The following is a 24,663-nucleotide window of genomic DNA, read 5'->3' on the forward strand; positions in this document are numbered from 1 at the left end:
ACCCGATGCACGCTGACACCACGGTGCGGCCCGGTACCGACGCCGGACTGCGCCGCGTGCTGATCGTCCTGTGTATCACCGAGATCATCAGCTGGGGCGTGCTCTACTACGCGTTCCCCGTGCTGCTGCCGACGATCAGCACACGAACCGGGTGGTCGTTCGCGGCGATCACCGCCGGGTTCTCCGCGAGCCAGATCGTCGCGGGGCTGGTGGGAGTGCCGGTGGGCAGGCTGCTCGACCGGCACGGCCCGCGCCTGATCATGACCATCGGGTCGGTCCTCGCCGTGCTCGCGCTTCTCGCGCTGGCGACCGCGCGGTCGCTGGTGTGGTTCTCCGCCGCGTGGCTGCTGGCGGGTGTCGCGATGGCCGGGGTCTTCTACGCTCCCGCGTTCGCCGCGCTGACCCGCTGGTACGGAGCCCGCCGGGTGGCCGCGCTGACCGCGGTCACGTTGATCGGAGGCCTGGCGAGCACCGTGTTCGCGCCGCTGACCGCCGTGCTGAACGACCATCTGGACTGGCGCGGCACCTACGTCGTGCTCGCCGGGTTCCTCGCCGCCACCACCGTTCCGCTGCACCTGTGGGGTCTGCGGCTGCCGTGGCCCGCGATCGAGCACGAGACCGCCCACACCCCGTCCGTGGTGGCGCGCAGCAGACCGCTCCTCGTGCTCGTGGTCGCGATGAGCCTGGCGGCGTTCAGCGTGTACGCCGTCGTGATCAACCTCGTCCCGCTGCTCACCGAACGCGGCATGACGACCTCGGCCGCGGCGGTCGCGCTCGGGCTGGGCGGGGTCGGCCAGGTGCTCGGTCGGCTCGGCTACGCCAGACTGTCCGCGCGGACGTCGGTGCGCGCCCGCACCCTGATGATCCTGGTGGCCAGCGCGGTCGTGACCATCCTGCTGGGCGTCGTGCCCGGCCCGGCCCTGCTGCTGATCGCGGGCTCGGTGCTCGCGGGCGTCACGCGCGGGATCTTCACGCTGGTCCAGGCGACCGCGATCACCGACCGGTGGGGCTCCGTCCACTACGGACAGCTCAACGGCCTGCTGACCGCGCCCGTCATGCTCACCGCCGCCGTCGCGCCGTGGGCGGGCAGCGCCCTGGCGGCGGTGCTCGGCGGCTACCCGGCGGTGTTCGTCGTGCTCGGGCTGATCGGGGTGCTGGCGGCAGCGCTGTCGACCGCCAGCGTGCCGCGTTAGGCCGCTCGTGATCGTTTGCCTGTTCGTGCAACGGCGCCTGGTACAAGGGTTGTCCGAAGGCGCGATCAAAGGCTGATGAAGGGCTTCGATGCGACTAGACCCGTTTCTCGCCGCGAAACTGCACCTGCTCGGCAGGCTGACGTGGCCGGACCTCGCCGACCCCGCCGCCGCCAGGCGCCTGGAGGAGTTCGCTGCGGACCCCGCGCCCTGGGTTCCACCGGACATCACCGTGGCCGACCGCACGATCGACGGACCGCACGGCGAGATCCCCGTCCGCGTGTACACCCCGCAGACCGATCCGGCCACGCTGCTGGTGTGGCTGCACGGCGGGGGCTTCGCGAACGGCGATCTCGACATGCCGGAGTCCCACGTGGTCGCCAGCGAGCTCGCCGCGCGGGCGGGTGCCGTCGTGGTCGCGGTCGGCTACCGGCTCGCCCGTGACGGCGTGCGGTACCCGATCCCCGTCGACGACGCGGAGGCTGCCTGGCTGTGGGCCGTCGAACGGGAGTTCGCCGGCATCGGCTCGTGTGCTCTCGGCGGTGCCAGCGCGGGGGCGGCGATCGCGCTCTCGGTGGCGTTGCGGCAGACCTCCGCGCGGCCGCAGCGGTTGCTGCTCGCCTATCCGTTCGTGCACTTCCCGGTTCCGGCGCTGGACGACGAGACCGCGGCCGTAGTGCGTGATCTGCCGCCGCTGATGCGCTTCCACCCGTCGTCCATCGAGGACATGGTGCGCACCTACGTCGGCAGGCTCACGAACCTGCCCGCCGAGGCGATGCCGGGCGCCGCGGACCTGACCGCGCTGCCTCCCACCTCGATCGTGCTCAGCGAGCTCGACGAGCTGCGCCCCTCCGGTGAGCTGCTCGCCCACCAGCTGGAGGAGTCGGGGGTGCCGGCAAGCGTGAGCGTCGCGACCGGCATGCCGCACGGCCACCTGAACCGGACGCCCGCACTGTCCGGAGTGGACGATTCGCTTGAGTTCCTGGCCCGCGCCCTCGAGAACTAGCGCCGCCCAGGAGGACGGTCAGCTGTTCGAGCAGCCCAGCCACCGCAGCCCCTGCCGGTGCCGCCCCCGTCGTGACGGCACCGGCAGTGGATCATCATCTCGGCAAGTGCGGAATTAATTCCGCAGAGACGGGAAGTTGCCCGCGGTGCGCAGACAGACCTGGTTCGATTCCTGAATTCGGCCGATCCGGCTGATCCGATTGTCCGGCGTGACCTGGAGCCGACCGGCTCGGTCACGGTGGCCGTCCGCGACCGGAACAAACCATCTGTCGAAGAAGAGGAAAGACGAAAGTGAAGCTCGCCAGCTTGGCGGTGTGCTCGCTCCTGGCGCTGGCCGCGTGCGGCGCAGAAGGATCGACTCGGGGTGGTTCCGGTGAGGAGATCCGCATCGGGTTCGCCGTGTCCACCTTGGACAACCCGTTCTTCCTGGAGATGAAGGCAGGCATCGAGAAGGCCGCGGCCGACCTGGGGGCGTCCGTCATCGTCCTCAACGCGGGCAACGATGCCGATGCCCAGGTCAAGCAGGTGCGGACGCTCGCCGAGCAGGGTGTGCGCGCGATCGTGATCAACCCGGTCGACTCGGTTCGCTCGGCCCCGGCGGTGAACGTCGCCAAGACCGCGCTCATTCCGCTGGTGACCGTGGACCGGACCATCGGCGGCGACGAGGTCGCCTCGGAAGTGGCGTCCGACAACGTCCAGGGTGGTGCGCTGGCGGCGATCGCGCTCGGTCGTGCCGCCACCGGTGACGTCGTCCACCTGCGCGGAGTTCAGGGCACGTCGGCGAGCGCCGACCGCGGTACCGGATTCGAGCAGGGGCTGAACTCCGGTGCCATCAAGGTCGCGGTGCGGCAGACCGCGGACTTCAACCGCGACCGCGCACAGACCGTGATGACGAGCCTGTTGCGCACCAACAATCGCATCAAGGGTGTCTTCGCGGAGAACGACGAGATGGCGCTCGGTGCGATCGCGGCGCTCGGTGGTCGCGCGGGCAAGGACGTGTACGTCGTCGGCTTCGACGGAACGCGGGAGGCCATCGCGGCGATCGAGGCGGGCACGATGGCGGCGACCGTCGCCCAGCAACCCGATCTCCTGGGGCGCAAGGCGATCGAGCAGGCCGTGAAGGCGGCGCACGGCGAGCGGATCCAGCGCGTGGTGGACGTTCCCGTGAAGGTCGTGACGAAGGACAACGTCGCCGAGTTCAAGAAGTAGCCACGGCGGGGAGGGCCTGCGCGCAGGCCTCCCCGCCATACCGTCAGCCGACTCAGTCGTGTCGCCACTGCTGGCCTCGTACGTAGCGACGAGGCGACCGTTGCTCCTCACTCTGTGGGGACGGCGGCGAACACGCGCACGTCCCAGGCACCCAGCTCCAGGTGGGCGTGGGCAGGCAGGGTACCGCCCGCCAGGATGTCGGTCAGATCCACGGGCGCCGTGACGCGCACCGGTTTCCAGCTCCAGTTGTGCACCACGTGCACGCGGCGTCCGTCGGCGGCGGTACCGGTCGTCGCCGTGACGGATGGCGGTAGGTCACGCCATCCGCTCAACGGGAGCGGTGTCAGCCACTCCGCCAGCGCACGAGCCAGGTCACGGCCGGGCACCGTGCCGACGCACGTCACGCGTCCCTTGCCGTGCGCTCGGGTGGTGATCGCCGGCCAGCGGCCGAAGTGCGGGTGGTCGTACTCCGCGACGACCTCGGCGTCGATCGCGGTGAGGCCGTCGACCCAGTGCGTCGCCGTGGCGTTCTCGGCCGGCCCGCGCACGGGGATGGGCGCACGGAGGTTGCTGAACTCGTCGTACCACACGCCGGCGGCGTCGACCAGCCGGGCGGGCGCGACCTCCGGGCGGGCCCGTGCCTCGTGGTCGGCGTAGGCCGTGCGCGGCCCGAGCACGAGATGACCGCCCGAGCGCGCATAGGCCTCGAGCCAGTCGATCGTCGCGTCGTCCACCACGTACAGCGCCGCCGCGATCAGCACGGGATGCCGCAGGGCCGCCACTTCCGGTGTCATGCCGTGCAGCTGCGCGGCGTGCACGAGCCGCACCTGTCGGCCCGCGTCGAACGCGCCTCGGTAGAACGGGTCGATGATCCGGTGGTAGGAAGCGGGGTCCGGCTCACCGTCCGAAGTGGACAGCGGAGGGTACTTCTGCATGAGCCACTTGCTGGGTGTCGAGTAGACCATCGTGATGTCGGCGTCCGGTTCGAGCCCGGCCACCAGCGCGCCCGCGGTGTCGAACTCGGCGCCCAGTGCGGCGAGCTGCGCGTAGGTGCGGCCCGGTTTGCCGTTGTGCGGCAGGATTCCGCCCCAGTAGGTCTCGGCGCCGAAGTGCAACGTGTGCCAGTGCCAGTACTCGATCATGCGCGCGCCCCGCGACACGAGCGCCCACGCCGCCTGCCGCCACTGGCCGTCGTACGCGGGCCGGTTCTCCCACGAGTGGCCGATGGCACCGGCGTTGGTCTCCGTGACGAGGAACGGTTCCTGGCGCGAGGAGAACATCCAGTCCGCGGTCTGGAACAACGACCACACGCCGGTGGTCTTCCACTTCTGCTCGAAGTCGTCGGGAGTCAGGTCCGGAAGCGCCAGGCCGTCCTGCATGTCGTAGTACGGGTTGCCGGAGGCGATGTCGAGGCGCGCGCTGAGCTCGTCGTCGGCCACCGCGGGGCGGGTGTAGGAGATGCACGTGGTGACGAACTGGTCCGGGCCCGCGTACTCGCGCACGATGTCGGCCTGCCAGCCGATGAACTCCGTCACCTGCCGGGCCTGGAACTCCCGCCACGCGACGTCGTACTGCGGCTGGAAGTTGCCGTCGGGCGTCCACAGGTCCGCCCAGGTGGACAGCCGGTGCGACCAGTAGACCAGGCCCCACTCGCGGTTGAGCGTCTCGACGTCGCCGTACTTCTCGCGCAGGTGGTCGACGAACCGCTGGAACACGCCGTGGTTGTGCAGGAGCTCGTTGCCCGGCTCGTTGTCCACCTGGAACCCGATGACGGCGGGGTGCCGGGCGTACCGGCTCACGATCGCGCGGATCACCCGCTCGGCGTGGAAGCGGAACGCGGGATGGGTGAAGTCGACCTCCTGCCTCGCGCCCCAGCCGATGCGCTGCCCGGTGGCCCGTTCGCCGGTGATCTCCGGGTACTGCCGGGCGAGCCACGGCGGCACCGCGTAGGTCGGCGTCCCGAGGACCACCGCGATTCCGCGCTCGTGGGCGCCGTCGAGCACCGGCTGCAGCCAGCCGAGGTCGAACCTGCCGTTCTCCGGCTCCCAGGTCGACCAGACCGACTCGCCGACCCTGATGACGGAGAAGTGCGCCTCCACCATCAGATCCAGGTCTTCCTTCAGCCGGTCGCGCAGCTGGTACTCGTGGTAGTAGGCGGCGCCGAACAGGACACGGGCGGGCAGAACCGCCATGGGCTGGACCTCCGAATCGACTTTCGTTCCTTGCCGGCGCCGGTGGCCAGACCGGACTGCGAGCAGCGGCGACCGGCACGCGAGCCGAGCCGCGCTGGTGAAGGACGACCGCGAGTGGCTACGCGGGTGGGGGAGCGGTGGAGCCGCGGACGACGAGGTCGACCGGATGGCCTGCCGCGGCGGGCGGCGCCTGGTCGGGTTTTTCGATGGCGTGCACGAGAAGGCTGAGCCCGTCCCTGGCCACCGCGTCGAACGGCTGCCGCACGGACGTCAGGGGCGGGGTGACGTAGGGAGCGATCGGGATGTCGTCGAAGCCGACGACGCTGACGTCCTCCGGCACGCGTCGGCCGGAGTCGACCAACGCGCGGATCAGACCGATCGCCATGTCGTCGTTCGCCGCGAAAACCGCTGTGACACCAGGGGTTTTCGCCAGTTCGCGACCGGCCGCGTACCCGGAGTCCGCCGACCAGTCACCTTCGAGGACCGGTGGCTGTGGGGCCTTGCGGCCGGCCAGCGCCGCGCTCCAGCCGTCGAGCCGGTCCCTGGCGCCGTGCCAGTTGCGCGGCCCGGCGACGTGGTGCACGGTCTTGTGGCCGAGGTCGAGCAGATGATCGGTGGCGGCGCGCGCCATGTCGTGCGCACGAACGCTCGCACGCAGCACGCGGGGCGCGGCGACCGACGGTGGCGCGCCGAGCACGAGCACCGGTACGCCGATCTCGATCGGCACGGGACCCTCGTCGATCGGCTCGGAGATCACGATGCCGTCCACACCCTGGTCGAGCAGCGAGCTCACCGCGCCGGCCACACCGCTCGGGTCGCCTTCCACCGTGGTCACCACGCGCAACGCGTAACCGAGGTCCCGCGCGGCCCGTTCTATCCCGATGAGCAGCGACGCCGGGCCGTGGAGAGCGGTGCCGAGCGCGACCACGCCGATGGACCGGGTACGGCCGGAGGCGAGGGCGCGTGCGGCGCTGTTGAGCCGGTAGCCGAGCGTTTTGGCGGCTTCCAGCACGCGGCGGCGGACGTCAGCCGACACGTACGGCTCGTCGTTGAGGACCCTGGACACGGTCTTCTGCGAGACCCCGGCCAGACGGGCGACGTCGACGCTGCGCGGCATGGCAGAGCTCCCACCCGGACTCATCTGTCGCGTCATGCCAGCCCCCAACCTTGTCGCCGATCTCGCGCTGTCTCGTATGACTGCGCAGTCATAGTGCGGTGGAGAGGGGGCGTCGTCAAGTGCCCGAAGTGAGGGGTGCGGAGGCCGCATGGCCTGCGCACCCCTCGGTCACGAGCTTTCCCGGCAGGTCAGGCGGGCAGGGTGTTCCACTGTGGACTGACGCTCACACCGCGCAGGACAGCGGGCCTCCGTTGTAGGCGATCGCGTCACCGAGCGCGGCGGCGATGTTGATCTCCACACCGTCGGCGTCGGCGTAGGCGCGGTGCAGGTTGAGCACCAGCCGCTCGGCGTCCGGCAGGTCCGCGAACTCGCCGAGATCGGCGTGGGTCGCGGCCTCCAGCGGCGTCCAGCCCTGGTCCCGCCCGGTTTCCGCGGTGCGGGCGACGAACTCGTAGTACCTGCGGTGGGCGTCCAGCACCTCGGCGAAGGCGGTACCGGGAACGACCGGGCCGTGGCCGGGCACCACGACGGACGGCTCGTACCCGGCGAGCCAGTCGAGCGAGCGCAGCGCGCCGTCCAGCGACCCCATCGCGATCATCGGCGTCACCTGGTGGAACACCAGGTCGCCGGTGAACAGCACCCCGTCTTCCGGTAGCCACGCGACCGCGTCGCCCACGGTGTGAGCGGCGTAGCCGGGATGCCGGACGACGACGGGCTTTCCTCCCGCGTGGAGGGTGATCTCGTCGCGGAAGGACACCGTCGGCGCGCGGACCGCGTCGACGCCCCACTCGGGCGTCGGCGACCACGCCGGTGGCGTGTTGGCGAGGATGAAGTCCTGCAGGATGCCCTGCCGGGTGCGCTCGTGCGCCACGATCACGGTCTCGTCCGGCAGCAGCGCGTTGCCGTACACGTGATCTCCGTGCAGATGCGTGTTCACGGCGAGCCGGATCGGCGCACCACCGGTGGCGGCGTCGAGCGCGTCGAGAAACAGCCTCGTGCGGCGAGCCGTAGCGCACGTGTCGACGAGCACGACCTCACCGCCCGAGTGGACGGCGCCCGCGTTGTTGATCCACCAGGTGCCGTCCGGCTGGATCCACGCGAAAACACCGGGGACGAGCTCCTGCAGCTGGGGTTCTGAAGTCACGTCCGCAATCTACTTCCGGTGGAACTGGACGGGGACGTGCACGTCGGGCGGACGTTCACCGGTGGTCGTGGATTCCGACCTCGTCATCACGACGCCAGGAGCTACGGACTGCCGGACGGTCCGGGAGGGGTGGCAGAACCGCTTCTGGTTCGCTTTCAAGACGCGCGCGTCGGATCGCGCTTGTCCGAAGAGGACAGATGGTTTTCGCGTTCCCGAGTGGACGAGATCGAAGCCATGAGCGGCCCGGAATACCGCGGCGCGATCACCGAGTTCGGAGCTGTCGGCTACCTGGATCCGCAGTCGATTCCCCGGTTCGACGGCGGTGGACACGTTCCCGTCGATGGCGGCACTGCTGGAGCACACGGCGGCGGAACCGCCACCGCGACCGTGGAGAACGAGCGCATCAGCTGGACTGACCGAACCCGCCCGCGGCGTCACGACAGCGACGAACGAGTGACCGTCATCAACTCCGGTGACCGCGCTGCGGACGTACCGCTGGACGGCCGTTGGCGAGTGATTGACGGGAGCGGCGCGGGCGGGTGAGCGACGCGGGCTGGAGCGGATGCCCGGCCGGGTGCGCGACACCGCGCTGCCGGCGCAGCACGCGGTGGGCGAGCGCCGTCCGCCGTTGCGGCGACGCCCCGAACAGAGCCGCCGCGCTCAACGTCGTGAGCAGGGTGATGGTGCCGGCCAGCACCAACGTGGTGCCGGCTCCGAGCCGCTCGCACAGCCAGCCGAGCAGGGGAGCGCCGATCGCACCCGCGGCGGCGCCGGCGGATCCGCCGATCGCGAGCATCCGGCCACGCATGCCGTCCTCGGAGTCGAGCTGCAGACGGGTGCTCATGGTCGTGTCGATCAGCACCGCCGCGGCAGCGATGGGCACGAGCACGGCGGCGAACGCGACAGGCCCCGGCACGAGCCCGCCGATCACCTGAAGCAGGCTGGCGAGTGCCGCGGCCACGAGCAGAAGCCGCACGGACAACGTTCGCCGCGCCGCCGCGAACAGCCCTCCGAGCACGGTTCCGACGGCGAACACCGATGACAGCACTCCGTACATCGCCGCGTCGGTGCTCATCGCCGCCATGGTGACCTGGTAGTTCCGGCCGAGACAGGACAGGACGAACCCGAGCGTCACGAGCAGCAGCAGACGTCCGCTGGTGCCGACGTACCGCAGGCCGTCCCCCACGCCCGCGCGACTCGGGGCGCTCCGAGCGAGGGGATGGAGCTCCTCGCGGCGAATGGTCAGCACGGCGGTGATGACGGCAACGAAGCTGAGACTGTTGAGCGCGAACAAGACCGGCGCGCCGACGAGCGCGGTCAACACCCCCGCCATGCTCATGCCGACGATCCGCCCGACGGAGTTGATCACCGAGCCGAGTGCCACCGCGTTGGCGAGACTGTCCCGCGGCACGATCTGGCTGCTGAGCCGCCCGAACGCGGGACCGTCGAACACCGAGATCAGGCCGGCGGCGAAGGTGAGCGCGTAGATCGCCGCCATCGGCAGACCGGACCACACGGCCATTGCGAGCATGCCCGCCATCACAGCGTGCAGCGCCTGACACACGAGCACGATCCGGCGCACCGGGAACCGGTCGGCGAGTGCACCCGCCCACGGCCCGAGCAGGACGGCGGGCAGCGTGCTGAGCAGCACCGACAGCCCGACCGAGGTCACCGATCCGGTGCGCTCCAGCACCACCCAGTTCACACCGATGACCTGCATCCAGGAGCCGGTGACGGAGACCAGGTCCGCGGCGGCCCACCGGCGGTAGTTCTGCTGGCGCAGCGCACGGAACATCGGCGGCATCGTTCGCCGCAAGACACAACTCCTCGAACGGGGGGACTGGGCCAGACACCACATGGCCCGGACCGCGAGAAGCCTACGTGCGCCCACGCGCCGTCCAAACGTGAGAACGTTCACGCCTCGGCGGGTAACGCGGCCGCGGCGCCTGTTCAGTACAGGTCGAGAAGGACGAGCGTGCTCTCCTCGGTGCCGGCGTGCCCGGTTTCGATCAGATCGGCGGCACGGGCGAGGAACGCGGCGAGCGATTGCGCTTTCGGCTCGCCCAGGTCCGGGACGTTGGGACGGAACACGACCTGACCGACGGTGCCGCGCTCACCGGGATCGAGGTCCAGGAGATAGCAGTCGCCCTCGAACGCGAGGAACGGCAGCCAAGACTCCGACCACACGGTCCATCGGTAGTACGCGGGTTGCTCGACGGGGGTGGCCATGTCGCCGACCGCGTCGGTCAGCATGCGGTGCATCTCGATGATCTCATCGATGGTCAGGAAGTGGTGGAAGTTGAGCGGGCCGTACAGCTGGTCGGGGTCGTCCTGGCCGGCCGACGCACGCAGCAGCGCCACCAGGTCGGCCGGCAGGACGAGCCCGGTCTCAGCGGCGAGCCGGTCGAGGTCGTGATCGGTCGCGCCGGGCAGGAACGGCGCCGTGTCGGGTAGCAGTCGCTCGAACAGGGTTCGCAACCGGCCGAATTCACGAGCAGCGTGGTGCACGGTGGCCAGTCTGCCGAACGCTCGGCCCGGTCAGCCCACGAAGGTCGCCACGACGGAGGCGGCGGCGGGGGTGACCTTGACCTCGGCCGCGCGCAGCTGTGGATGGTTCAGCCAGTACATGCGGGCTTCGTCTGGGTGCCCCTGATGCACGGGCGGCCAGCTCGTCATCGGGGCGAAGTCGTCCAGGACGACCACGCCACCCAGCCGTAGCCAGCCGGCCGGCTCGAGCGGTGGCTCCGTGCCTTTGCCCTGACCGCCACCGTCGAGGACAAGCAGATCGAACGGAGCGCTGCCGGCCGGCTCCCGCCAGTCCCCGGCACGCACCTCCACCCGTGGCTCACCGGCGAACACCGCGGCGGCGATCTCCGCCCGCGCCCGGTCCCGTTCCACACTGACGATCCGAACGTCCGGGCGCGCCGGAGACCAACCACGCCAAGCCGACCCCGCAGCCGGTCCCGGTCTCGCCGATCACCCCGCCACCGACGCCGCCCGCAAGCGTCCGCAGCAGCCGGCCCTGCTCAGGAAGGCAGGAATGGGCGAAGCCCGCCTGGCGAGCCGCCCGCACCGCGGCCGCGACCAACGGCGGAAGATCGGCGCAGTGGTCGTAGGCGGCCGTCCCCGAATCCGTCACGAGCCAATCGTGCCCTGCCTGATCCGGCTCCGTCAGCCACAACTGAGATCGGGTCAGGTCTTGGGGTGCTGCTTGATCTCGGCGGTCGGGGCTGGTCGCACCCGCCCCGACCGCCGATCACCTGCCGGCGGTCAGACGCGGCTCCACTTCTGGTTGGTCTGGCCGTTGCAGTCCCAGATCACGACCTTGGCGCCGTTGGCGGTGCCGGTGGCGTCGAGGCACTTGGCCGCTCCGACGGCCCGCACCGTGCCATCGGTGTTCATGGTGAACCGCTGGTTGGCGCCGCCGTTGCAGTCCCAGATCTCCACCGCGGTGCCGTTGGCCGTGGCGGCGCCGGTGACATCGAGGCACTTGGTGTTGTTGTAGGCGCGCAGTTCGCCGGTGGTGGTGCTGGTGAACGCCTGGTTGACCTGGCCGTTGCAGTCCCAGACCTCGGCGAGGGTGCCGTTGGCCTGCGCGCCACCGGTGATGTCCAGGCATCGGCCGGAAGCGGTGCCGCGCAGGGCGAAGGTCGACCCACCGGGGTTGCCGCCACCACTGACCACGTACATCGCCGCGCCGTGCGGCGGAACGGAGGCGCTGATCGTGCCGCTGGTGCTGCCGGTGGTGTGCGCCCACAGGTCGCGCACCGAGTAGCTGCTCGCGGAGCCCAGTCCGATCTGCGACGCCGAGGTCGACACGGTCGTGGTGGAGGAGTTGCGGTTGAGCAGGACGACCGCGACGGAGCCGTTGGACATGGGCTTGGTCCACACCTCGGTGTTGCCGTTGTCCACGATCCGGTTGCCCTGACGGCCTCCCCAGTCCTGGTTGACGCCGATGACCTCGGTGTTGGTCAGGATGGCCTTCGTGGCCGCGCTCATGGTGCGCAGGTCGTTGCCGGCGATCAGCGGCGCGTTGAGCAGCGCCCACAGGCTGAAGTGCGCCTGCGACTCGGTGTCGGACAGGCCGTTGCCGACCTCCAGCATGTCCGGGTCGTTCCAGGCGCCGGGCCGGGACACGCCCGCCCAGTCGGGCTGGAAGTCCAGGATGGTCATCACCGAGTTCCAGTTCGCCTGGATGTCACCGGTGGTACGCCAGGAGTTGCCGGTGGCCGGTCCCCACTGCCTGACGTTGTCGTTGCCCCAGTTGCAGATCGCGAAGAAGATCTGCCGGCCGGTCCTCGCCAGCGCGTCACGCATCGCGATGTAGCGGTCCTGGCCGCTGATGCCCTTGTGGTCGCCACAGTTGTCGTACTTGAGGTAGTCGATTCCCCACGAGGCCCACAGGTCGGCGTCGCGCTGCTCGTTGCCCAGGCTCGCGGGGAACCCGGCGCAGGTGGTGGTGCCCGCCGAGGAGTAGATGCCCAGCTTCAGGCCCTTGCCGTGGACGTAGTCGGCGACCGCCTTCATGCCGTTGGGGAACTTGGTCCGCGAAGGCACCAGGTTCCCGCTGCCGTCGCGGGACATCTCCGACCAGCAGTCGTCGATGTTGACGTAGGTGTAGCCGGCGGCGGCCATGCCGCTGCCGACCATCGCGTCAGCGGTCTGCCGGACCAGGCTGTCGGTGACATCGCAGCCGAAGCTGTTCCAGTCGTTCCAGCCCAGCTGCGGAGTGCGACCCAGGCCGTTGTCGAGTGCCTGGGCGGGGGGAGCCAGCGACAGCACGACGGGTGTGATCGCGGCGATGAGCACCGCCGACAGCATCGTTCGCAGGGTTCTCGTCACAGGGATCTCCTTGCCGACGCGGCGGATGTCGGAGCAGCGGCCCCGGCTGTTTTGTTGTGTTCGAATTTGCTCGAACTTGTCATATAGATTGCTGAATTGTCAACGATGTGTCTCAATTACCGCACCGATCGGTGACATCCCGTGCCGTGAGCTGATTTCCGACCAAAAACAAGTCCTTGTGGACGCGTCGCCGTTGTGTTAATTTGCGCGCCCCGGCGCGGCGTGTGCTCGACGGAAGCCTTTGCTGGCAAGAAAACCGCTCATTGGCCGGTTCAACCACCGTTCGTGTGACATTGCCGCCGGACTTCCCCGGAACAGGCTCGGCCGGTCGAATATCAGAACTGTGACGTGTCGTTCTTGGTGGGGTCTTGCCTCCCCAATGGGGCGAGTGTTCGGGTGTCCTCAGGCTGAGGAATGCTCGTTTTTTGCGAAAACGTTTGTTTAGTCGTGTTCGCTTCATGGCCGGCTTTGCCGGGCCAGGGTAAGTCCACAGTGGACAAGGACGAGGTGATTGCCGAGGGCGAAGCGCGTCTTGCTGGTCGATGCGGAGTCGACCACATCGGTCGACTGCCCGTCAGGACCTGGCGACCTGGCGACGCGAGCGGTCTGTCCACTGTGGACTTTCAGGGGTCGGTGCGAACCCTAAGTGTCGTTCGCGCCGGCGGCAGACGTAGCTCTGGTCCATGTGCCCGGCGCGCACCCTGCCTGGCGGACGACCTCTGTGCCGCCTTTGTCCCGCCGGGCGACTGCTGAGGTGCTACGGCATTCGCCGTAGTCGTTCGTGTTCGCGAGCGCTGGCCCGCCTGCCGGCGCTGGAGTTTGGTGATCGACGAATCAGTGATCCAATGCAACCTGATCGGGTGATTGAGAGTCCCTATGGTGTGAAGTGGTGGGGATGGTTGACCACGGGGGTGGCGCTCACGCTGACCCTCGTGATGCTGCTGGTCATGGATTTCGGCGCCGAGCGGGAGGTGACCGATTCGGCGGCGACGTCGTCCGCGCAACCTGAACCTCCCCCCTCACAGCCGAGCGACCCCACCTCGGCTGTGCCCGCGCCGTCGCAGCTACCGGCCTGGATGCGCAAGCTCGCCGTGGGGGAGAAGCCTCCGCAGTTCGTGCTCTTCTCGTTCGACGGCGCGGCGTCGAAGAAGCATTGGGACCGCGTGCTTCCGTTGGCCCGGAGGAACAACGCGCATGTCACCGGTCTGCTTTCCGGCGTGTACCTGGTCCCCGACGAGGAGAAGGACACCTACCTCGGGCCGGGGCACCCGCGCGGGCGCTCGTCGATCGGGTTCGGTGGCAGCAGGCAGGACGTCGCGGAACGCGTCCAGTACCTGAACACGGCGATCGAAGCCGGGCACGAGATCGGCACCCACTACAACGGCCACTTCTGCCGGGGCGACGAACCCAGTGTCGGCCGCTGGAACACCGAGCACTGGAAGGCGGAGCTCGACGCGTTCAAGGCGATCCTCGACAAGGCGCGGGCCGCCGGGCTGAAGCTGCCGGAGGAGACGATCCGCGGTGGCCGCACGCCCTGCCTCGAAGGCGACTGGCAGAAGGCGTTCCCCGCGATGGCCTCGCACGGTCTGGTCTACGACACCAGCCACGTGAGCCTCGGCGTGCAATGGCCGTCCATCCAGAACGGGCTGTGGGAGTTCCCGATGCCCGAGGTGCGCGTGCCCGCGCTGGGCAGGCGAGTCGTGATGATGGACTACAACTTCTGGTACGTGCTCAACGGCGCCAGGGAGGAACCCGCGCGGGCAGCCGAGTTCAGCCGGATCGTCGTCGACACGTACCGATCGGTGTACCAGGCGGCGTTGGCCGGCAACCGTGCGCCGGTGGTCATCGGCAACCACTTCAACGAGTGGTCCGGGTCGGCGTTCTCGAACGCGATGGAGCAGTACCTCGGTGAGGTGTGCGGACAGGCCGAGACCGTGTGCGCGACCTACACCGAGGTCATCCAGTGGATGACGCTGCAGGATCCAGCGGTCCTCCGGCAACTGCAGCAACTTCCCGCCGCCCTGAACTGAGGGCCGGGCGCACGGCGGGAACCCGCGTCGCCTGAACCGGTCGACTCGCCCGGACGTATTCACTGGTGATGCTTTGCCGGTGACCACGCGCGCGGTCGCAGGCGCCGGGTCGGGGGAGGAGCTCACGTGAACAGTCCCCATGCGCAGATCGCCTTCCGGGTGGCTCTCGCCCTGGCGGCCGCCGGACTGGGTGGAGCGCTACTGGCGGCGCTCGTGGGTGTGGCGCTGGCCGTCGTCGGCCCCTCGGGAAGCGCTGTCACCACGTTGTGCGGCAAGACCGACGTCGCGCCCGCCGGCGGGAGTGACTACCTCGGGCAGAACAACGTGTGGGGCGCGGACACCGCGCAGTGCGTGGCCGTCGGCGACCAGTCGCTGCGAGTGGAGAGCGCCGCGCACGACCGTCCGCCCGACGGCCCTCCGGCCGCCTCGCCCTCGTTGATCAGAGGGTGCCACTGGCAGGACTGCACGGACGTCGGCGACCTGCCGGTCCGCGTCTCGGAGATGCCGGACATCACGAGTGACTGGGTCACCCGGCAGGTCGACACGGGGATCTTCAACGCGGCGTACGTGGTGTGGTTCCACAGTGGACCGGTCGCGAGCGGCACGCCGGACGGCGCCGAGATGGTGATCTGGATGCGCAGCCGGGGCGGAGTCAGGCCAGGAGGCTCGGTCGTGGCCGAGAACGTGCTGATCTCCGGCGCCCGCTGGAAGGTGTGGCTCGCCAGGGACAGCGGCCGCGTGCGCATCACCTATGAACGCCTCGGTGAGGTCACCTCGGTACGGGGACTGGACATCCGCGCGTTCACGATGGACTCGGTCGCGCGCGGCCACGTCCTCCCCGGCTGGTACCTGGTCGCGGTCGAGGCGGGGTTCAACCTGTGGCGTGGCGGCGCGGGCAACGTCATCGAGAGCTTCTCGGTTTCCATCGCCGACCGCGTGCGGTGACGCTCTCGTCCGCTCCGGCCGCCCGCCTCGACCGCGACCGCATCCGCCTACGGCTTTGTGACTGAGAGAACTCACAACAAGTCGCGGGTCATGGCCGTGCGGGGCCAGGTGAGGTACGCGGACCAGGACGGCGAGGCCAAGCTGATCTACGGCAAGGCGGTGCTCACCCGGTCGGCCAGCTGGGACCTGCACGCGTTCAAGGCGCGAGGGCCGGTTTCCGAACCATTCGACCAGTCGGCGGTTGAACATCCCGGAAGCGCTGCTGCGTCCGGTGCGCATCGTGCGAGGGTGAACGGAGGGGCGAGCCATTCGCCCCTCCGTTCTGGCGAAGCCGATACGTCACAGCATCCCGGCGGCACCCGAGGACGGCGGCTGGATGACGAAGTCCGCGTCGTTGAGGTCGAAGAAGACGTTCCCGACCGCCTCGATCTTGATCCTCGCCTTGGACGTGCCCACCCGCGGCAGGCAGACGGTCGCGCTGCCGTCGTTGGGAGTGCGGTGCGCGAGCACGTGCGGGAAGGTCAGCCCGCCGTCGAGCGACAGCGAGATCTTCACGTCGCGCACGCCGACCGGTGCCACGTTGGTACCGGCCACGTCCCAGGTGATCGTCTGCTCCGTGCCGCCCGCGAGCGTGGTCGGGGCGGCCTGCGAGGTCACGAGGAACGGGCCCGCCGACGGCGCCAGCACGAGTGCGGTGTCCGCGCTGCTGATGCCGCCGCCACCGGGACGTCCGTCTCTCGCCGTGAGCCGGAAGTGCAGGGTCCGGTCCTTGCCGACGCCGACCCAGTCCGCGGTGGGCAGGAACTCCGAGTAGCAGTCGACGAGCTCGGGCGGCACGTTCGTCCCGCCGCCGGTGGTGGGCGGCGGCGGTGCCGCGGGGCAGGCACCGGTGCGGGCGTTGGTGTTGTTCGCCGCGATCTGGGCGAGGTCCGGGAAGACCCTGGCGGGGTTGGTGGTCACGGCGTTCTCGCCCGGCGAGTGGTACTTGAGCGCGTCCTCCTTGCTGACGACGGCGGCGGTGCCGAACTGGCGGAACAGCGGCCCGTCCGTCTTGGTGTTGCTCACCAGTGCCGTGCCGGTGGTGCCGCCGAGGTCGTTCTGCTCCCACATGTACGTCACCGTGTCGCCGTCGACGTCGATCGCGCGCCCGTTCAACGCGAACGGCGTGCGGACCGGGATGGTGTACTTCGGCGCCACGTTCACCACGGGCGCGTGGTTGCCGGTGTTGGTGACGCGCCGCCCGCCGTTGTCGGGCTTGCCACCCCTGATCTCCTCACCCACGAGGCCCGACGTGCCGTGCGCGTCGGTGATGACGAGCGGTGCCACGTCCTTGCCCGCCAGCGGACCGCCGGTGAAGCTCACCCGGAACCCGGCGTCGGTCATCTCGTGACCGCCGAATCCGAGCACGTCGACCGTCGCGCCGGCGGGCCAACCGGCGATCGCCTCGATGGCCTCCTTGATGCCGGTGTCCGTGTAGTTCGTGCCGCGCACGATCGGCGCCGACTCCCTGCCGCGGTAGCTGATCCGGAAGGAGTCCGTGCCGTCGAAGTCGCGCAGCGCCACGTTCTGCTGCTCGTTCATCGCGGGCTGCGTGCTCGTCACGTACGAGGTGATCTCGGTGAAGCTGCGCTGCGACCAGTACGGGTCGCTGTGCGGCTGCAGGTTGTCCTGCCGGCAGATCCCGGCGTAGGCCATGATCGACGACCCGCTGCCGGGCTCGACGGAGGTGCTCGCGTTGCGGTTGTCCGACGCGCAGTTGTGCTGCGTGCCGTTGAACGTGTGGTTGGCGCCGAACTGATGGCCGATCTCGTGCGCCACGTAGTCGACCGCGTAGAAGTCGCCCACCGGCGTCGGCAACCCGGTGCAGCCCAGTGCCTTGTCCTCCCGGCCGACCACGCCGAGGGCCGCCAGCCCGCCGCCGTTGACCCCGAGGCCGATGTGCCCGACGTCGTAGTTGCCCGCGCCGACGAGCTGGCCGAGCACGGTCGGGTTGCGGTAGAGAGCGGGAACATCGCACGCGCTGAGGTCACCGGGCGCGAAACAGGCTTCCGCACCACAGGGCCCGTTGGGTTCGAAGGCCATCGCGGCGGTGTTGAGGTTCGTCTTGTCGGTGTCGTTGACCAGCAGCAGCCGGATCGCCGTCTCGTCCTCGTAGACCTGGTTGACCCGGTTGACGAGCGTGACCTTCGCGGCGGTGACGTTGGCGGCACCGAAGTACGTTGCGTACGACGGATCGGTGACGAGCGCGAGCCGGTAGGTGCGCAACCGCACGGGGCCGGCGACCCCGCTCGCCTGCACGTCGGGCGCCGATCCACGGACGGAGCCGCGTTCCACCAGTGACTTGGCAGGCTTGGCCAGGTCACGACCGTAGTAGCTCGCGTACAGGCCCTGACCGGTGCGCTGGTACGGGTCGACGTACCACTGACCGCGCGGCGACCGGACCGACGCGTGGAAGCCCAGCGGCGTGAGGTCGGCCCGCACGGTGGCGGCGGGATCGTCGACGCCTCTGCCCGAGTACGTCCTGATGTCGGGGTGCGCCGCGGCCAGCCCGGCCTCCATCACCGGCGCGTCCTCGAGCCGGAACCGCTGGAAGCCACCCTCCGGAGTGGGCAGGAGCACCTCACGCGCGGCCTGACTGTCCAATTTGGACGCCATTGTGGCTCGGTCGAGCGCATAACCGGCGAACCGGCCGATTCGGATCTCGGGTTGCTCAGCGGACAGGGAAGCCGCCCCCGGTGCGGAAACCGCGGTCCACGGGTTGTCCGGCGCCGCTGTGCTCACCGTGGGCAGTCCCGCGAGCGCGGTCACCGCGATGACCGCCGCGGTCACTGTCCTCAGTCGATTCGTTGACGATTTTCTTCGCACGCTGTGAAGCTCCTAGTTGCAGGGTTGGCGTGTCGCATGGACAGTTGTGCGCCAAGGACGTTATCGGCACGGTGTTGCTCGGCGATAACGTCTTCTGCAGTTGGACAGCGCTTTCCGGGCAGCGGGATCCTCCGGGTTCACCGCGCCGTGCAGGCCGTTGTCGGCAAGGGGAGGCCGGCCCCCGTGACAACGGCGCCCCAGCTGGCGCTCGCGCCCGCGGCCAAGTTCCCGTTGTAGGCCTGGTTGCTCGCCGTGACCTGTCGTCCGGTCTGGCTCACGACCGCGTTCCACGAGTTCGTCACCCGCTGGTCACCCTCGAAGGACAGCGACGACGTCCACCCGGACAGCGCGCTGGAGCCGGAGTTCCTGACGACGACCTCCAACTGGTAGCCACCACTCCAGGAACCGGTGATCGTCGCGGTGGCGGTGCACCCGTTGGCCGGAAGAGGCGTGGTCGTCGTCGTGGTCGTGGTCGTGCTCGTGGGACCGTCGCTGGTGGTGTAGGTGACGCCCGTGTAGGCGGCAGAACACGTCGACGAGCACTGGCCGGGCAACGAGAACCGGTAGGTCCGCCCGCCGTTCACCAGTGCGTCGGCAGCGTCGCGCACCCTGATCTCGTATGAGGTTCCCGCGTTCGTGGTCGGACCGATGATGAACGCCTGCCCCATGTCGCTGTTGGGCTTGGCCTGCGTCCATGTTCCGTTCTCACTCAGGTACTCCACGCCGTGAATGCCGTTCGCCAGATGCGATACCGCGATCGCGGGCCAGTACCGCTGCGCGCCCTGCAGGAAGCCCAGTCGCAGGTCACCGGTGTAGTTCGGACTCGGGACGTAGGACCAGGACACCTTGCGGTTGTTCCAGTGCGCGGGGTTGAGATCGCCGACCGGAACGCCGTTGCGGAGGAACCTGTTGAGCGAGGCGGTGGACAGGTCGAGGTGGTTCGGATCATCGCGGCACCAGGCGTTCGAGTCCCCGCAGCTGTCCGCCACCACCATGGTCAGCGTGGCGCCGTTGTAGCCGTCGGCGATCCAGGAACCGTTGCGGCAGAACGGCTGTCCGGCCGCGCCGTCATTGGTTCCCGTGCAGTAGTCGCCGATGGTGACCTGCACGAACCGGCCGCAGTTGCGCCCGTTGTCCCACAGCCCGATCTTGGCCGCCTGCGAAGGAGGTATCGGCCTCGGGTAGAAGTTGTAGTCGCCGGGCGTGTTGTAGACGTTGAGCGCCACGAAGTCCTGGGAGTCCAGCATTTCCTGGGGCAGCCCGCAACCGCCGTAGGGTGCGCCGAGCCCGTCGAAGTGAGTGGCCGTGCCGACCACCGGCGCCGCGGGGGCGGCTGCCGTGGGTACGAGCGAGCCCGCGACCACGACGAGTGCCGCGAGGGCAGCACCCGCTCCCCGTGCCAGCCGACGTGCGGACAGCCTGCTACGTCGCAGTTTCATGGCCACCCCTTGGCAACGCCGCCGACATTCTGGGAGCGCTCCCAGAATGTCGGGGAACCTCTCACGGTGTCAAGGAGGGCGAATGGGGGGTGGGCCTTCCGGTCGCCCAGGCGAAGGACGTTCGCGGGCTGGTCACGCGAGTGGCGGTGCTCGCGTGACAGCGCACGGTCGGCCCGGCGCTCAGCCGCTGACGGAGGCCGAGAAGTTGTCGACCGCCAGGCCCACACCACCGTTCCACGGTTCGAACCCGGCCTGGATGCTGGTCAGGTACCAGGAGTTCGTGATCGCACCGCGGGCGCGCACGTCGTTGATGAAGTCGAGCACGTTGAACGACCACGAGTTGATCGCCGACGGCGCGACGTAGGAGATGACGTTGTTGGAACCGTTGCTGCCGCGCCACACCTGCCAGCCGCGGCCGCCGATCGTGGTGTTGCCGACGACGCTGCCGATGGGCTGGATCGGCCCCTGGCGGTGGAACCAGATCATGATCTCCATCTGGTTCACGCCGTTGGTCTTCGGCGTGGGGTCGAGCCAGATGTCGTAGGCGGCGTCGTAGGTGCCGCCGGCGTACCGGTAGGAGATCGAGGACGTGGCGTTGCGGATCCGGCTGACCTGCATCGGCAGGGTCGAGCCGGGGGAGCAGTTGGTGTAGTGGCACCCGAGGAACACCGACGGGTACGACACGGGCGCGCCGTTGGTCGGGGCCGAACCCTGCTGGGTGGTGATCTGGAAGCCGGACGACGTGGCCCTGATGCACTGCTGCGCCGAGGTGCCCCACCGGTTGTTCTGGACAACGTAACGACCCTGGATGGTGGTCGAACCGTACTGGTCGCAGATGGTCACATCTGCGTGAGCCGGACCCGCTGTCGCGATCAACGTGCTCGCGACCAGCAAGCCGGCAGCTGTGACGGCACGGATGGTCCTTCGCATCATGACTCCTGTCGCAGACTATGGGAGCGCTCCCAGGGTAGCGATCTGTCAACAGGCGGGCAGACTGTCGAATGAGCTGCCGAATGTTCCAGAGGAACAGAAGTGGCTGGTATTCAAGGGGTTCTGGCCAGTCTTCTCCGGATGAGGGCGAGCTGTCGAACACCGCGTCGAATCGACGGTTGAATCCGGCCGGACGCGCTCAGGACGGAGTGGCTTCGATGAGCAGGGCTTCGAACTCGGCCCTGGTCCGTTCCTTGCCGCCTAGGTTGACGAGCATGTTGAGGTCGCTGAGGTAAACCGCGGGCGATGCGGCGTCCTGGACCGCGTCCGGCAGCACCGGCTCGATCACCAGCAGCCGGCAGCGCCTTTCGGCAGTGCCCCGCAGAATCGCCGCGACGCGTGTGCTGACGACCTGGGCCGACATCGAGCCGAAGACGAGATCCATCGAGACGCGGCGCGCGTCGGTGGTCGTGTCAGATGACGCCGGCATGACTTTCCCCCAGAACATCCGGCAATGATTATCAAAAACAACCATTGTCGGATGTTGCCCCGATGTGCGGCGCGTTCGGCGGATCCGCGCTCAGTGGCAGGGCCAGCGTTGTGGGCCGAGGTCGAGGGTCTTGCGCATCGAGCTGAAGCCCAGCGCGTTGGCCTCGGGGCAGAACTGCGCGGTGTCGAGCTTGTACTCGACGTGGAAGACAGCTTTTCCGGCTTTGATGAACGGGATCAGGCGAGAGCATTCACGGTACTCGGCGCACTGTTCGTCGATCGCGAAGTCGAAGTCCGCCAGCAGGTCGGGGATCTGACCGAGGTCGTTCTTCAGGCCGATGGACAGGCCGCGTTCGTGGGCGAGCGCGGCGATCATGCGGTTGTAGGTCAGCTGGTCGGCAGCCGTCAGCGGGAATCCGGTGTCGTTGGTGTAGCCCTCGACGTTGTCGGGCTCGATCGCGTCGAAACCCTTGTCGCGGCAGGTGTCGAAGCGTGCCGCCATGATCGGGCGCAGGATGTCGGATCGCCGGATGTCGAGCCAGTTCTCACCCGGCCAGCCGTCGCTCTTGCCCTTGACGGCGGCGGGGAACGCGGCAGCGTCCGGCCGGAAGTCCTCGGCGGCGCCCACGTTGACGTAGCAGATCACCTTCCGTCCGGCACGATGCAAGGTCTCGACCACGTCGCTGCCGTTGTCGACGCCGTCGATGTCGTACACCGGCACGTTCACGCTGGTGTCCACCTTGCCGGACAGCTGCCACTGCCAAGCCGTGCCCGGTGGCGGCACCCAGCGCGTGGCCGGGGGCAGCGCCGGCGGCGACGCCTGAGACGGAACATGAGACGAAACCTCAGACGGGGCCGGGGGCTGTTCCTGGGCCGCGGTGGCGCTCGGGACAGGGGCTGGGGCCGGGGACGGGGCCGGGGGTGTCGGCACGGCCGTCGGCTCAGCGGAACCGCATGTGAAGCACAGCAAAGCGACCAGGACCGGGCCGATCACGGAACGAGAGAGGCGAGCAGGCCGCCGGGCATGCGGTGCCATGGATTGCGCCCCCCTTGGTCGGTGAGGAAGAGGCTGCCGGCGTGGCGATGCTCGGCGAGTCGGCGCACCTTGCCGAAGTAGTTCTCCGGCACCTTGTACACGAGGTGGAAGAAGCGGTCCGCGGGCCATCGCCGCACCCAACGCGGCACCACGGCGTCCAAATAGGACGGCAAGGTGCCCTCGAAGGTACCCAGCAGGTCGGCCTGCGCGGCGTAGCCTTCCGCGGGATGGGCGCCGTGGTTGAACGCCACCGTCGCCATCCCCAGCTCGCGCGCCGCCCCGGCGAGCGCGGTGTAGTGGGCGAGGTCGGTGGGCAGGGCCGATGTCCGGTCGAAGAGCACGCCGGTCACCCCGTACCAGTCGGTGTAGCGCCGGATCTGGGCCAGCACGTCCTCGGCGGGACAGCTCCCGTAGCCGGTGTCGACGTACCCGGCGACCGCGATCCCGGCTTCGGTCAACCGCTCGAGCGCCGGCAGGAAAACGTCGTCGCACAGCGTGCCAGGGCCGCTCGCCGGGTTCAGCACGACCAGCCGGACCTGCTCCGGATGTCGCGCCAGCTCGGCCCAGTCGCCAGGACGGACGGCGGGGTGGAAGTACGCGGGCACGACCAGCCGGGTCACGACGACCACCACAGGTCCGCCACCGCGTTGGCGAGATTCCGGCGTGGCCGCCATTCGAGCACGGTCGTGGCCAGCGTGATGTCGGCCTGCTGCCAGGACACTCCCGCCGAGCGCGCCGACCCGCCGTCGTCCTCCCGGACGGCGCAGCTGGCACCGCTGATGGCGAGCAGTTCCTTCACCAGGTCCCGGCAGGACAGGCCACGTCCGCTGCCGATGTTGAGCACCGGCGGCAACCCCTCCGCCGTCACCGCCGCGAGTGCGGCGTCGGCGACGTCGCGCGCGTCGACGAAGTCCCGAACCGCGTCGAGGGGGCCGAGGCGCAGGTCCTCGCGGTTGGCGACGGCCACCCGCAGTGCGGCCGCGGCGCGGCCGGGCAGGCCACTGCGCCCAGCCCCGGCGCCCACGGGGTTGAACACCCGCAGCACCACGCCGTCGAGGCCGTCCATCCTGGCGCGCTCGATCATCCGTGTGCCGAGGAGCTTCGTGTGACCGTAGTCACCGATCGGTTGTGGCGGCGTCGATTCGGTGACGGGGATTCCCGGCAGCCCGGGACCGTACTCCGCCGCCGAGCCGAGGTGGACCAGCCGGATCCGGCCGCCGGCCAGTGCCAGTGCTCGCACGAGCGTGGTCACACCGTCCACATTGGTCATCGCCAGGGTGCGTTCATCACCCTCGATCGCCCCCGCGCAGTTCACGACCGCGTTCGGTTCGAGCCGGGCGATGAGCTCGGCGAGGGCGGCCGCGGTGACGGTGCCGAGGTCGATCCGGAGGTGCCGGGGCGACGAGGCCAGTGGTGACCGGCCGGCGGTCACCACGTCGAACCCCGCGTCGAGGGCGGCCCGCCGGACGTGCGCGCCGAGGAAGCCGCCGGCGCCGATCACCAGGACGCGCATCGCGCACCCCTCAACAGGTTCTCCTTGATCAGGTCGAACTCCGCGTTGGCACGGTCGTAGTCGTCAGGTCGGCCGATGTCGAGCCAGTAGCCGCTGAACGGGTACTCGTGCGGCGGGGTGCTTCTGGCGAGCAGGTCGAGGACCAGGTCGTCGAAGCCGAACGGAACCCCGGGCGTGTAACGCTTCAGGGCCCGCCGGCTCACACCGTAGACGCCCATGCTGACCCGGTAGTCGACGGTCGGCTTCTCCACGAAGTCCACCACCACACCATCCTTTGTGGACAGCACGCCGAAGTCGACCTTGACCTGGCGCTGGTAGGTCGCGACGGTCAGCGGCGCGCCGCTTTCCAGGTGCTGGTCGAGAAGGGCGCCGTAGCGGATGTCGGTCAGCACGTCGCCGTTCATCACCAGGAACTCCTCCGGGAGCCGGTCGAGCAGCTCCAGCACCGGGCCCATGGTGCCCAGCTCCGAGTCCTGGGTGTGATAATCGATCTCCAGGCCCCAGCGTCTGCCGTCGCCGACGTAGGAGCGGATGAGCTCGCCCAGGTGCCCGATCGCCAGGGTGATCCGTTCGAAGCCGTGGTAGGCGAGCTGGCCGAGCACGATGTCGAGAATGGAGAACTTGTCCCCGATCGGTACCAGCGGCTTCGGCAACAGGGTCGTGTACGGGCGGAGTCTGATGCCTTTGCCTCCGGCCATGATTACCGCGTGCATGTTG

21 protein-coding genes are annotated in these 24,663 nt (G+C 69.3%); 5 read left to right on the plus strand and 16 right to left on the minus strand.

The window, feature by feature from the left end; translation table 11 throughout:
- The first annotated feature begins 5 nt into the window (after positions 1–5).
- From JOD27_RS04765 to JOD27_RS04775, 3 genes are all read left to right on the plus strand, one after another.
- Positions 6–1,193: an MFS transporter gene (locus JOD27_RS04765; RefSeq protein WP_204760817.1), complete on the plus strand. Its 1,188-nt coding sequence runs from the start codon at positions 6–8 to the stop codon at positions 1,191–1,193.
- A gap of 88 nt (positions 1,194–1,281) precedes the next feature.
- The gene (locus tag JOD27_RS04770; protein WP_204760818.1) at positions 1,282–2,196 is read left to right on the plus strand and encodes an alpha/beta hydrolase; all 915 of its coding nucleotides are present in this window, start codon (positions 1,282–1,284) and stop codon (positions 2,194–2,196) included.
- Positions 2,197–2,486: 290 nt separating this feature from the next.
- The gene (locus JOD27_RS04775) at positions 2,487–3,404 is read left to right on the plus strand and encodes a substrate-binding domain-containing protein (RefSeq protein WP_204760819.1); all 918 of its coding nucleotides are present in this window, start codon (positions 2,487–2,489) and stop codon (positions 3,402–3,404) included.
- A 107-nt stretch (positions 3,405–3,511) separates the two neighbouring features.
- Here the strand turns inward: JOD27_RS04775 and JOD27_RS04780 are convergent, their stop codons facing one another.
- From JOD27_RS04780 to JOD27_RS04815, 8 genes are all read right to left on the minus strand, one after another.
- Positions 3,512–5,596 (minus strand): beta-galactosidase, encoded by a 2,085-nt coding sequence (locus tag JOD27_RS04780; RefSeq protein ID WP_239566318.1) that lies wholly within the window; start codon positions 5,594–5,596, stop codon positions 3,512–3,514.
- A gap of 118 nt (positions 5,597–5,714) precedes the next feature.
- On the minus strand, positions 5,715–6,713 hold the full coding sequence (locus tag JOD27_RS04785; protein WP_239566319.1) for a LacI family DNA-binding transcriptional regulator: 999 nt from the start codon (positions 6,711–6,713) through the stop codon (positions 5,715–5,717).
- 223 nt (positions 6,714–6,936) lie between these two features.
- On the minus strand, positions 6,937–7,857 hold the full coding sequence (locus tag JOD27_RS04790; RefSeq protein WP_307829894.1) for an MBL fold metallo-hydrolase: 921 nt from the start codon (positions 7,855–7,857) through the stop codon (positions 6,937–6,939).
- A gap of 463 nt (positions 7,858–8,320) precedes the next feature.
- The gene (locus tag JOD27_RS04795) at positions 8,321–9,673 is read right to left on the minus strand and encodes an MFS transporter (protein ID WP_239566320.1); all 1,353 of its coding nucleotides are present in this window, start codon (positions 9,671–9,673) and stop codon (positions 8,321–8,323) included.
- A 134-nt stretch (positions 9,674–9,807) separates the two neighbouring features.
- Positions 9,808–10,365, minus strand: a complete 558-nt coding sequence (locus tag JOD27_RS04800; protein WP_204760821.1) for an SMI1/KNR4 family protein — start codon at positions 10,363–10,365, stop codon at positions 9,808–9,810.
- 30 nt (positions 10,366–10,395) lie between these two features.
- Positions 10,396–10,755 (minus strand): O-methyltransferase, encoded by a 360-nt coding sequence (locus JOD27_RS04805; protein WP_204760822.1) that lies wholly within the window; start codon positions 10,753–10,755, stop codon positions 10,396–10,398.
- A complete protein-coding gene (locus JOD27_RS04810; protein WP_204760823.1) occupies positions 10,703–10,996 on the minus strand; it encodes a hypothetical protein in 294 nt (97 codons plus the stop codon). The genes JOD27_RS04805 and JOD27_RS04810 overlap by 53 nt, the downstream gene beginning before the upstream one ends.
- 131 nt (positions 10,997–11,127) lie before the next feature.
- Positions 11,128–12,699 carry a ricin-type beta-trefoil lectin domain protein gene (locus tag JOD27_RS04815; protein ID WP_204760824.1) on the minus strand — a complete coding sequence of 524 codons (1,572 nt, stop codon included), beginning with the start codon at positions 12,697–12,699 and terminating at the stop codon, positions 11,128–11,130.
- Between the two features lie 899 nt (positions 12,700–13,598).
- Here JOD27_RS04815 and JOD27_RS04820 point away from each other — a divergent pair.
- Complete coding sequence (locus tag JOD27_RS04820; protein ID WP_239566321.1) at positions 13,599–14,729, plus strand: polysaccharide deacetylase family protein; 1,131 nt, start codon at positions 13,599–13,601, stop codon at positions 14,727–14,729.
- A gap of 126 nt (positions 14,730–14,855) precedes the next feature.
- A complete protein-coding gene (locus tag JOD27_RS04825; RefSeq protein WP_204760825.1) occupies positions 14,856–15,674 on the plus strand; it encodes a GH12 family glycosyl hydrolase domain-containing protein in 819 nt (272 codons plus the stop codon).
- 339 nt (positions 15,675–16,013) lie between these two features.
- Here JOD27_RS04825 and JOD27_RS04830 read toward each other — a convergent pair whose 3' ends face one another.
- The 8 genes from JOD27_RS04830 to JOD27_RS04865 all read right to left on the minus strand — a co-directional run bounded on the left by JOD27_RS04830 (position 16,014) and on the right by JOD27_RS04865 (position 24,659).
- The gene (locus JOD27_RS04830; RefSeq protein WP_204760826.1) at positions 16,014–18,503 is read right to left on the minus strand and encodes a M12 family metallo-peptidase; all 2,490 of its coding nucleotides are present in this window, start codon (positions 18,501–18,503) and stop codon (positions 16,014–16,016) included.
- Positions 18,504–18,676: 173 nt separating this feature from the next.
- On the minus strand, positions 18,677–19,978 hold the full coding sequence (locus JOD27_RS04835; protein WP_204760827.1) for a cellulose binding domain-containing protein: 1,302 nt from the start codon (positions 19,976–19,978) through the stop codon (positions 18,677–18,679).
- Between the two features lie 180 nt (positions 19,979–20,158).
- Positions 20,159–20,908 carry a GH12 family glycosyl hydrolase domain-containing protein gene (locus JOD27_RS04840; RefSeq protein ID WP_239566322.1) on the minus strand — a complete coding sequence of 250 codons (750 nt, stop codon included), beginning with the start codon at positions 20,906–20,908 and terminating at the stop codon, positions 20,159–20,161.
- Between the two features lie 199 nt (positions 20,909–21,107).
- Positions 21,108–21,443, minus strand: coding sequence for a methyltransferase (locus JOD27_RS04845; RefSeq protein WP_204760829.1), 336 nt, complete (start codon positions 21,441–21,443; stop codon positions 21,108–21,110).
- A gap of 45 nt (positions 21,444–21,488) precedes the next feature.
- The gene (locus JOD27_RS04850; protein ID WP_504739933.1) at positions 21,489–22,136 is read right to left on the minus strand and encodes an endo alpha-1,4 polygalactosaminidase; all 648 of its coding nucleotides are present in this window, start codon (positions 22,134–22,136) and stop codon (positions 21,489–21,491) included.
- 251 nt (positions 22,137–22,387) lie between these two features.
- Positions 22,388–23,053 carry a spherulation-specific family 4 protein gene (locus JOD27_RS04855; RefSeq protein WP_204760831.1) on the minus strand — a complete coding sequence of 222 codons (666 nt, stop codon included), beginning with the start codon at positions 23,051–23,053 and terminating at the stop codon, positions 22,388–22,390.
- Positions 23,050–23,946, minus strand: a complete 897-nt coding sequence (locus JOD27_RS04860) for an NAD-dependent epimerase/dehydratase family protein (protein ID WP_204760832.1) — start codon at positions 23,944–23,946, stop codon at positions 23,050–23,052. Before JOD27_RS04860 ends, JOD27_RS04855 begins: the two co-directional genes overlap by 4 nt.
- A complete protein-coding gene (locus tag JOD27_RS04865) occupies positions 23,931–24,659 on the minus strand; it encodes a sugar phosphate nucleotidyltransferase (RefSeq protein WP_204760833.1) in 729 nt (242 codons plus the stop codon). The genes JOD27_RS04860 and JOD27_RS04865 overlap by 16 nt, the downstream gene beginning before the upstream one ends.
- Between the last annotated feature and the right edge of the window lie 4 nt (positions 24,660–24,663).

This window comes from Lentzea nigeriaca, assembly GCF_016907955.1.
GTDB classification, from domain to species: Bacteria; Actinomycetota; Actinomycetes; order Mycobacteriales; family Pseudonocardiaceae; genus Lentzea; species Lentzea nigeriaca.

Coding starts and splice junctions, on each gene's coding strand:
- JOD27_RS04840 (WP_239566322.1), bottom strand. CDS start 20,908: ATGCGAAGGACCATCCGTGCCGTCACAGCTGCCGGCTTGCTGGTCGCG.
- JOD27_RS04770 (WP_204760818.1), top strand. CDS start 1,282: ATGCGACTAGACCCGTTTCTCGCCGCGAAACTGCACCTGCTCGGCAGG.
- JOD27_RS04845 (WP_204760829.1), bottom strand. CDS start 21,443: ATGGTTGTTTTTGATAATCATTGCCGGATGTTCTGGGGGAAAGTCATG.
- JOD27_RS04860 (WP_204760832.1), bottom strand. CDS start 23,946: ATGCGCGTCCTGGTGATCGGCGCCGGCGGCTTCCTCGGCGCGCACGTC.
- JOD27_RS04780 (WP_239566318.1), bottom strand. CDS start 5,596: ATGGCGGTTCTGCCCGCCCGTGTCCTGTTCGGCGCCGCCTACTACCAC.
- JOD27_RS04765 (WP_204760817.1), top strand. CDS start 6: ATGCACGCTGACACCACGGTGCGGCCCGGTACCGACGCCGGACTGCGC.
- JOD27_RS04835 (WP_204760827.1), bottom strand. CDS start 19,978: ATGAAACTGCGACGTAGCAGGCTGTCCGCACGTCGGCTGGCACGGGGA.
- JOD27_RS04865 (WP_204760833.1), bottom strand. CDS start 24,659: ATGCACGCGGTAATCATGGCCGGAGGCAAAGGCATCAGACTCCGCCCG.
- JOD27_RS04785 (WP_239566319.1), bottom strand. CDS start 6,713: ATGCCGCGCAGCGTCGACGTCGCCCGTCTGGCCGGGGTCTCGCAGAAG.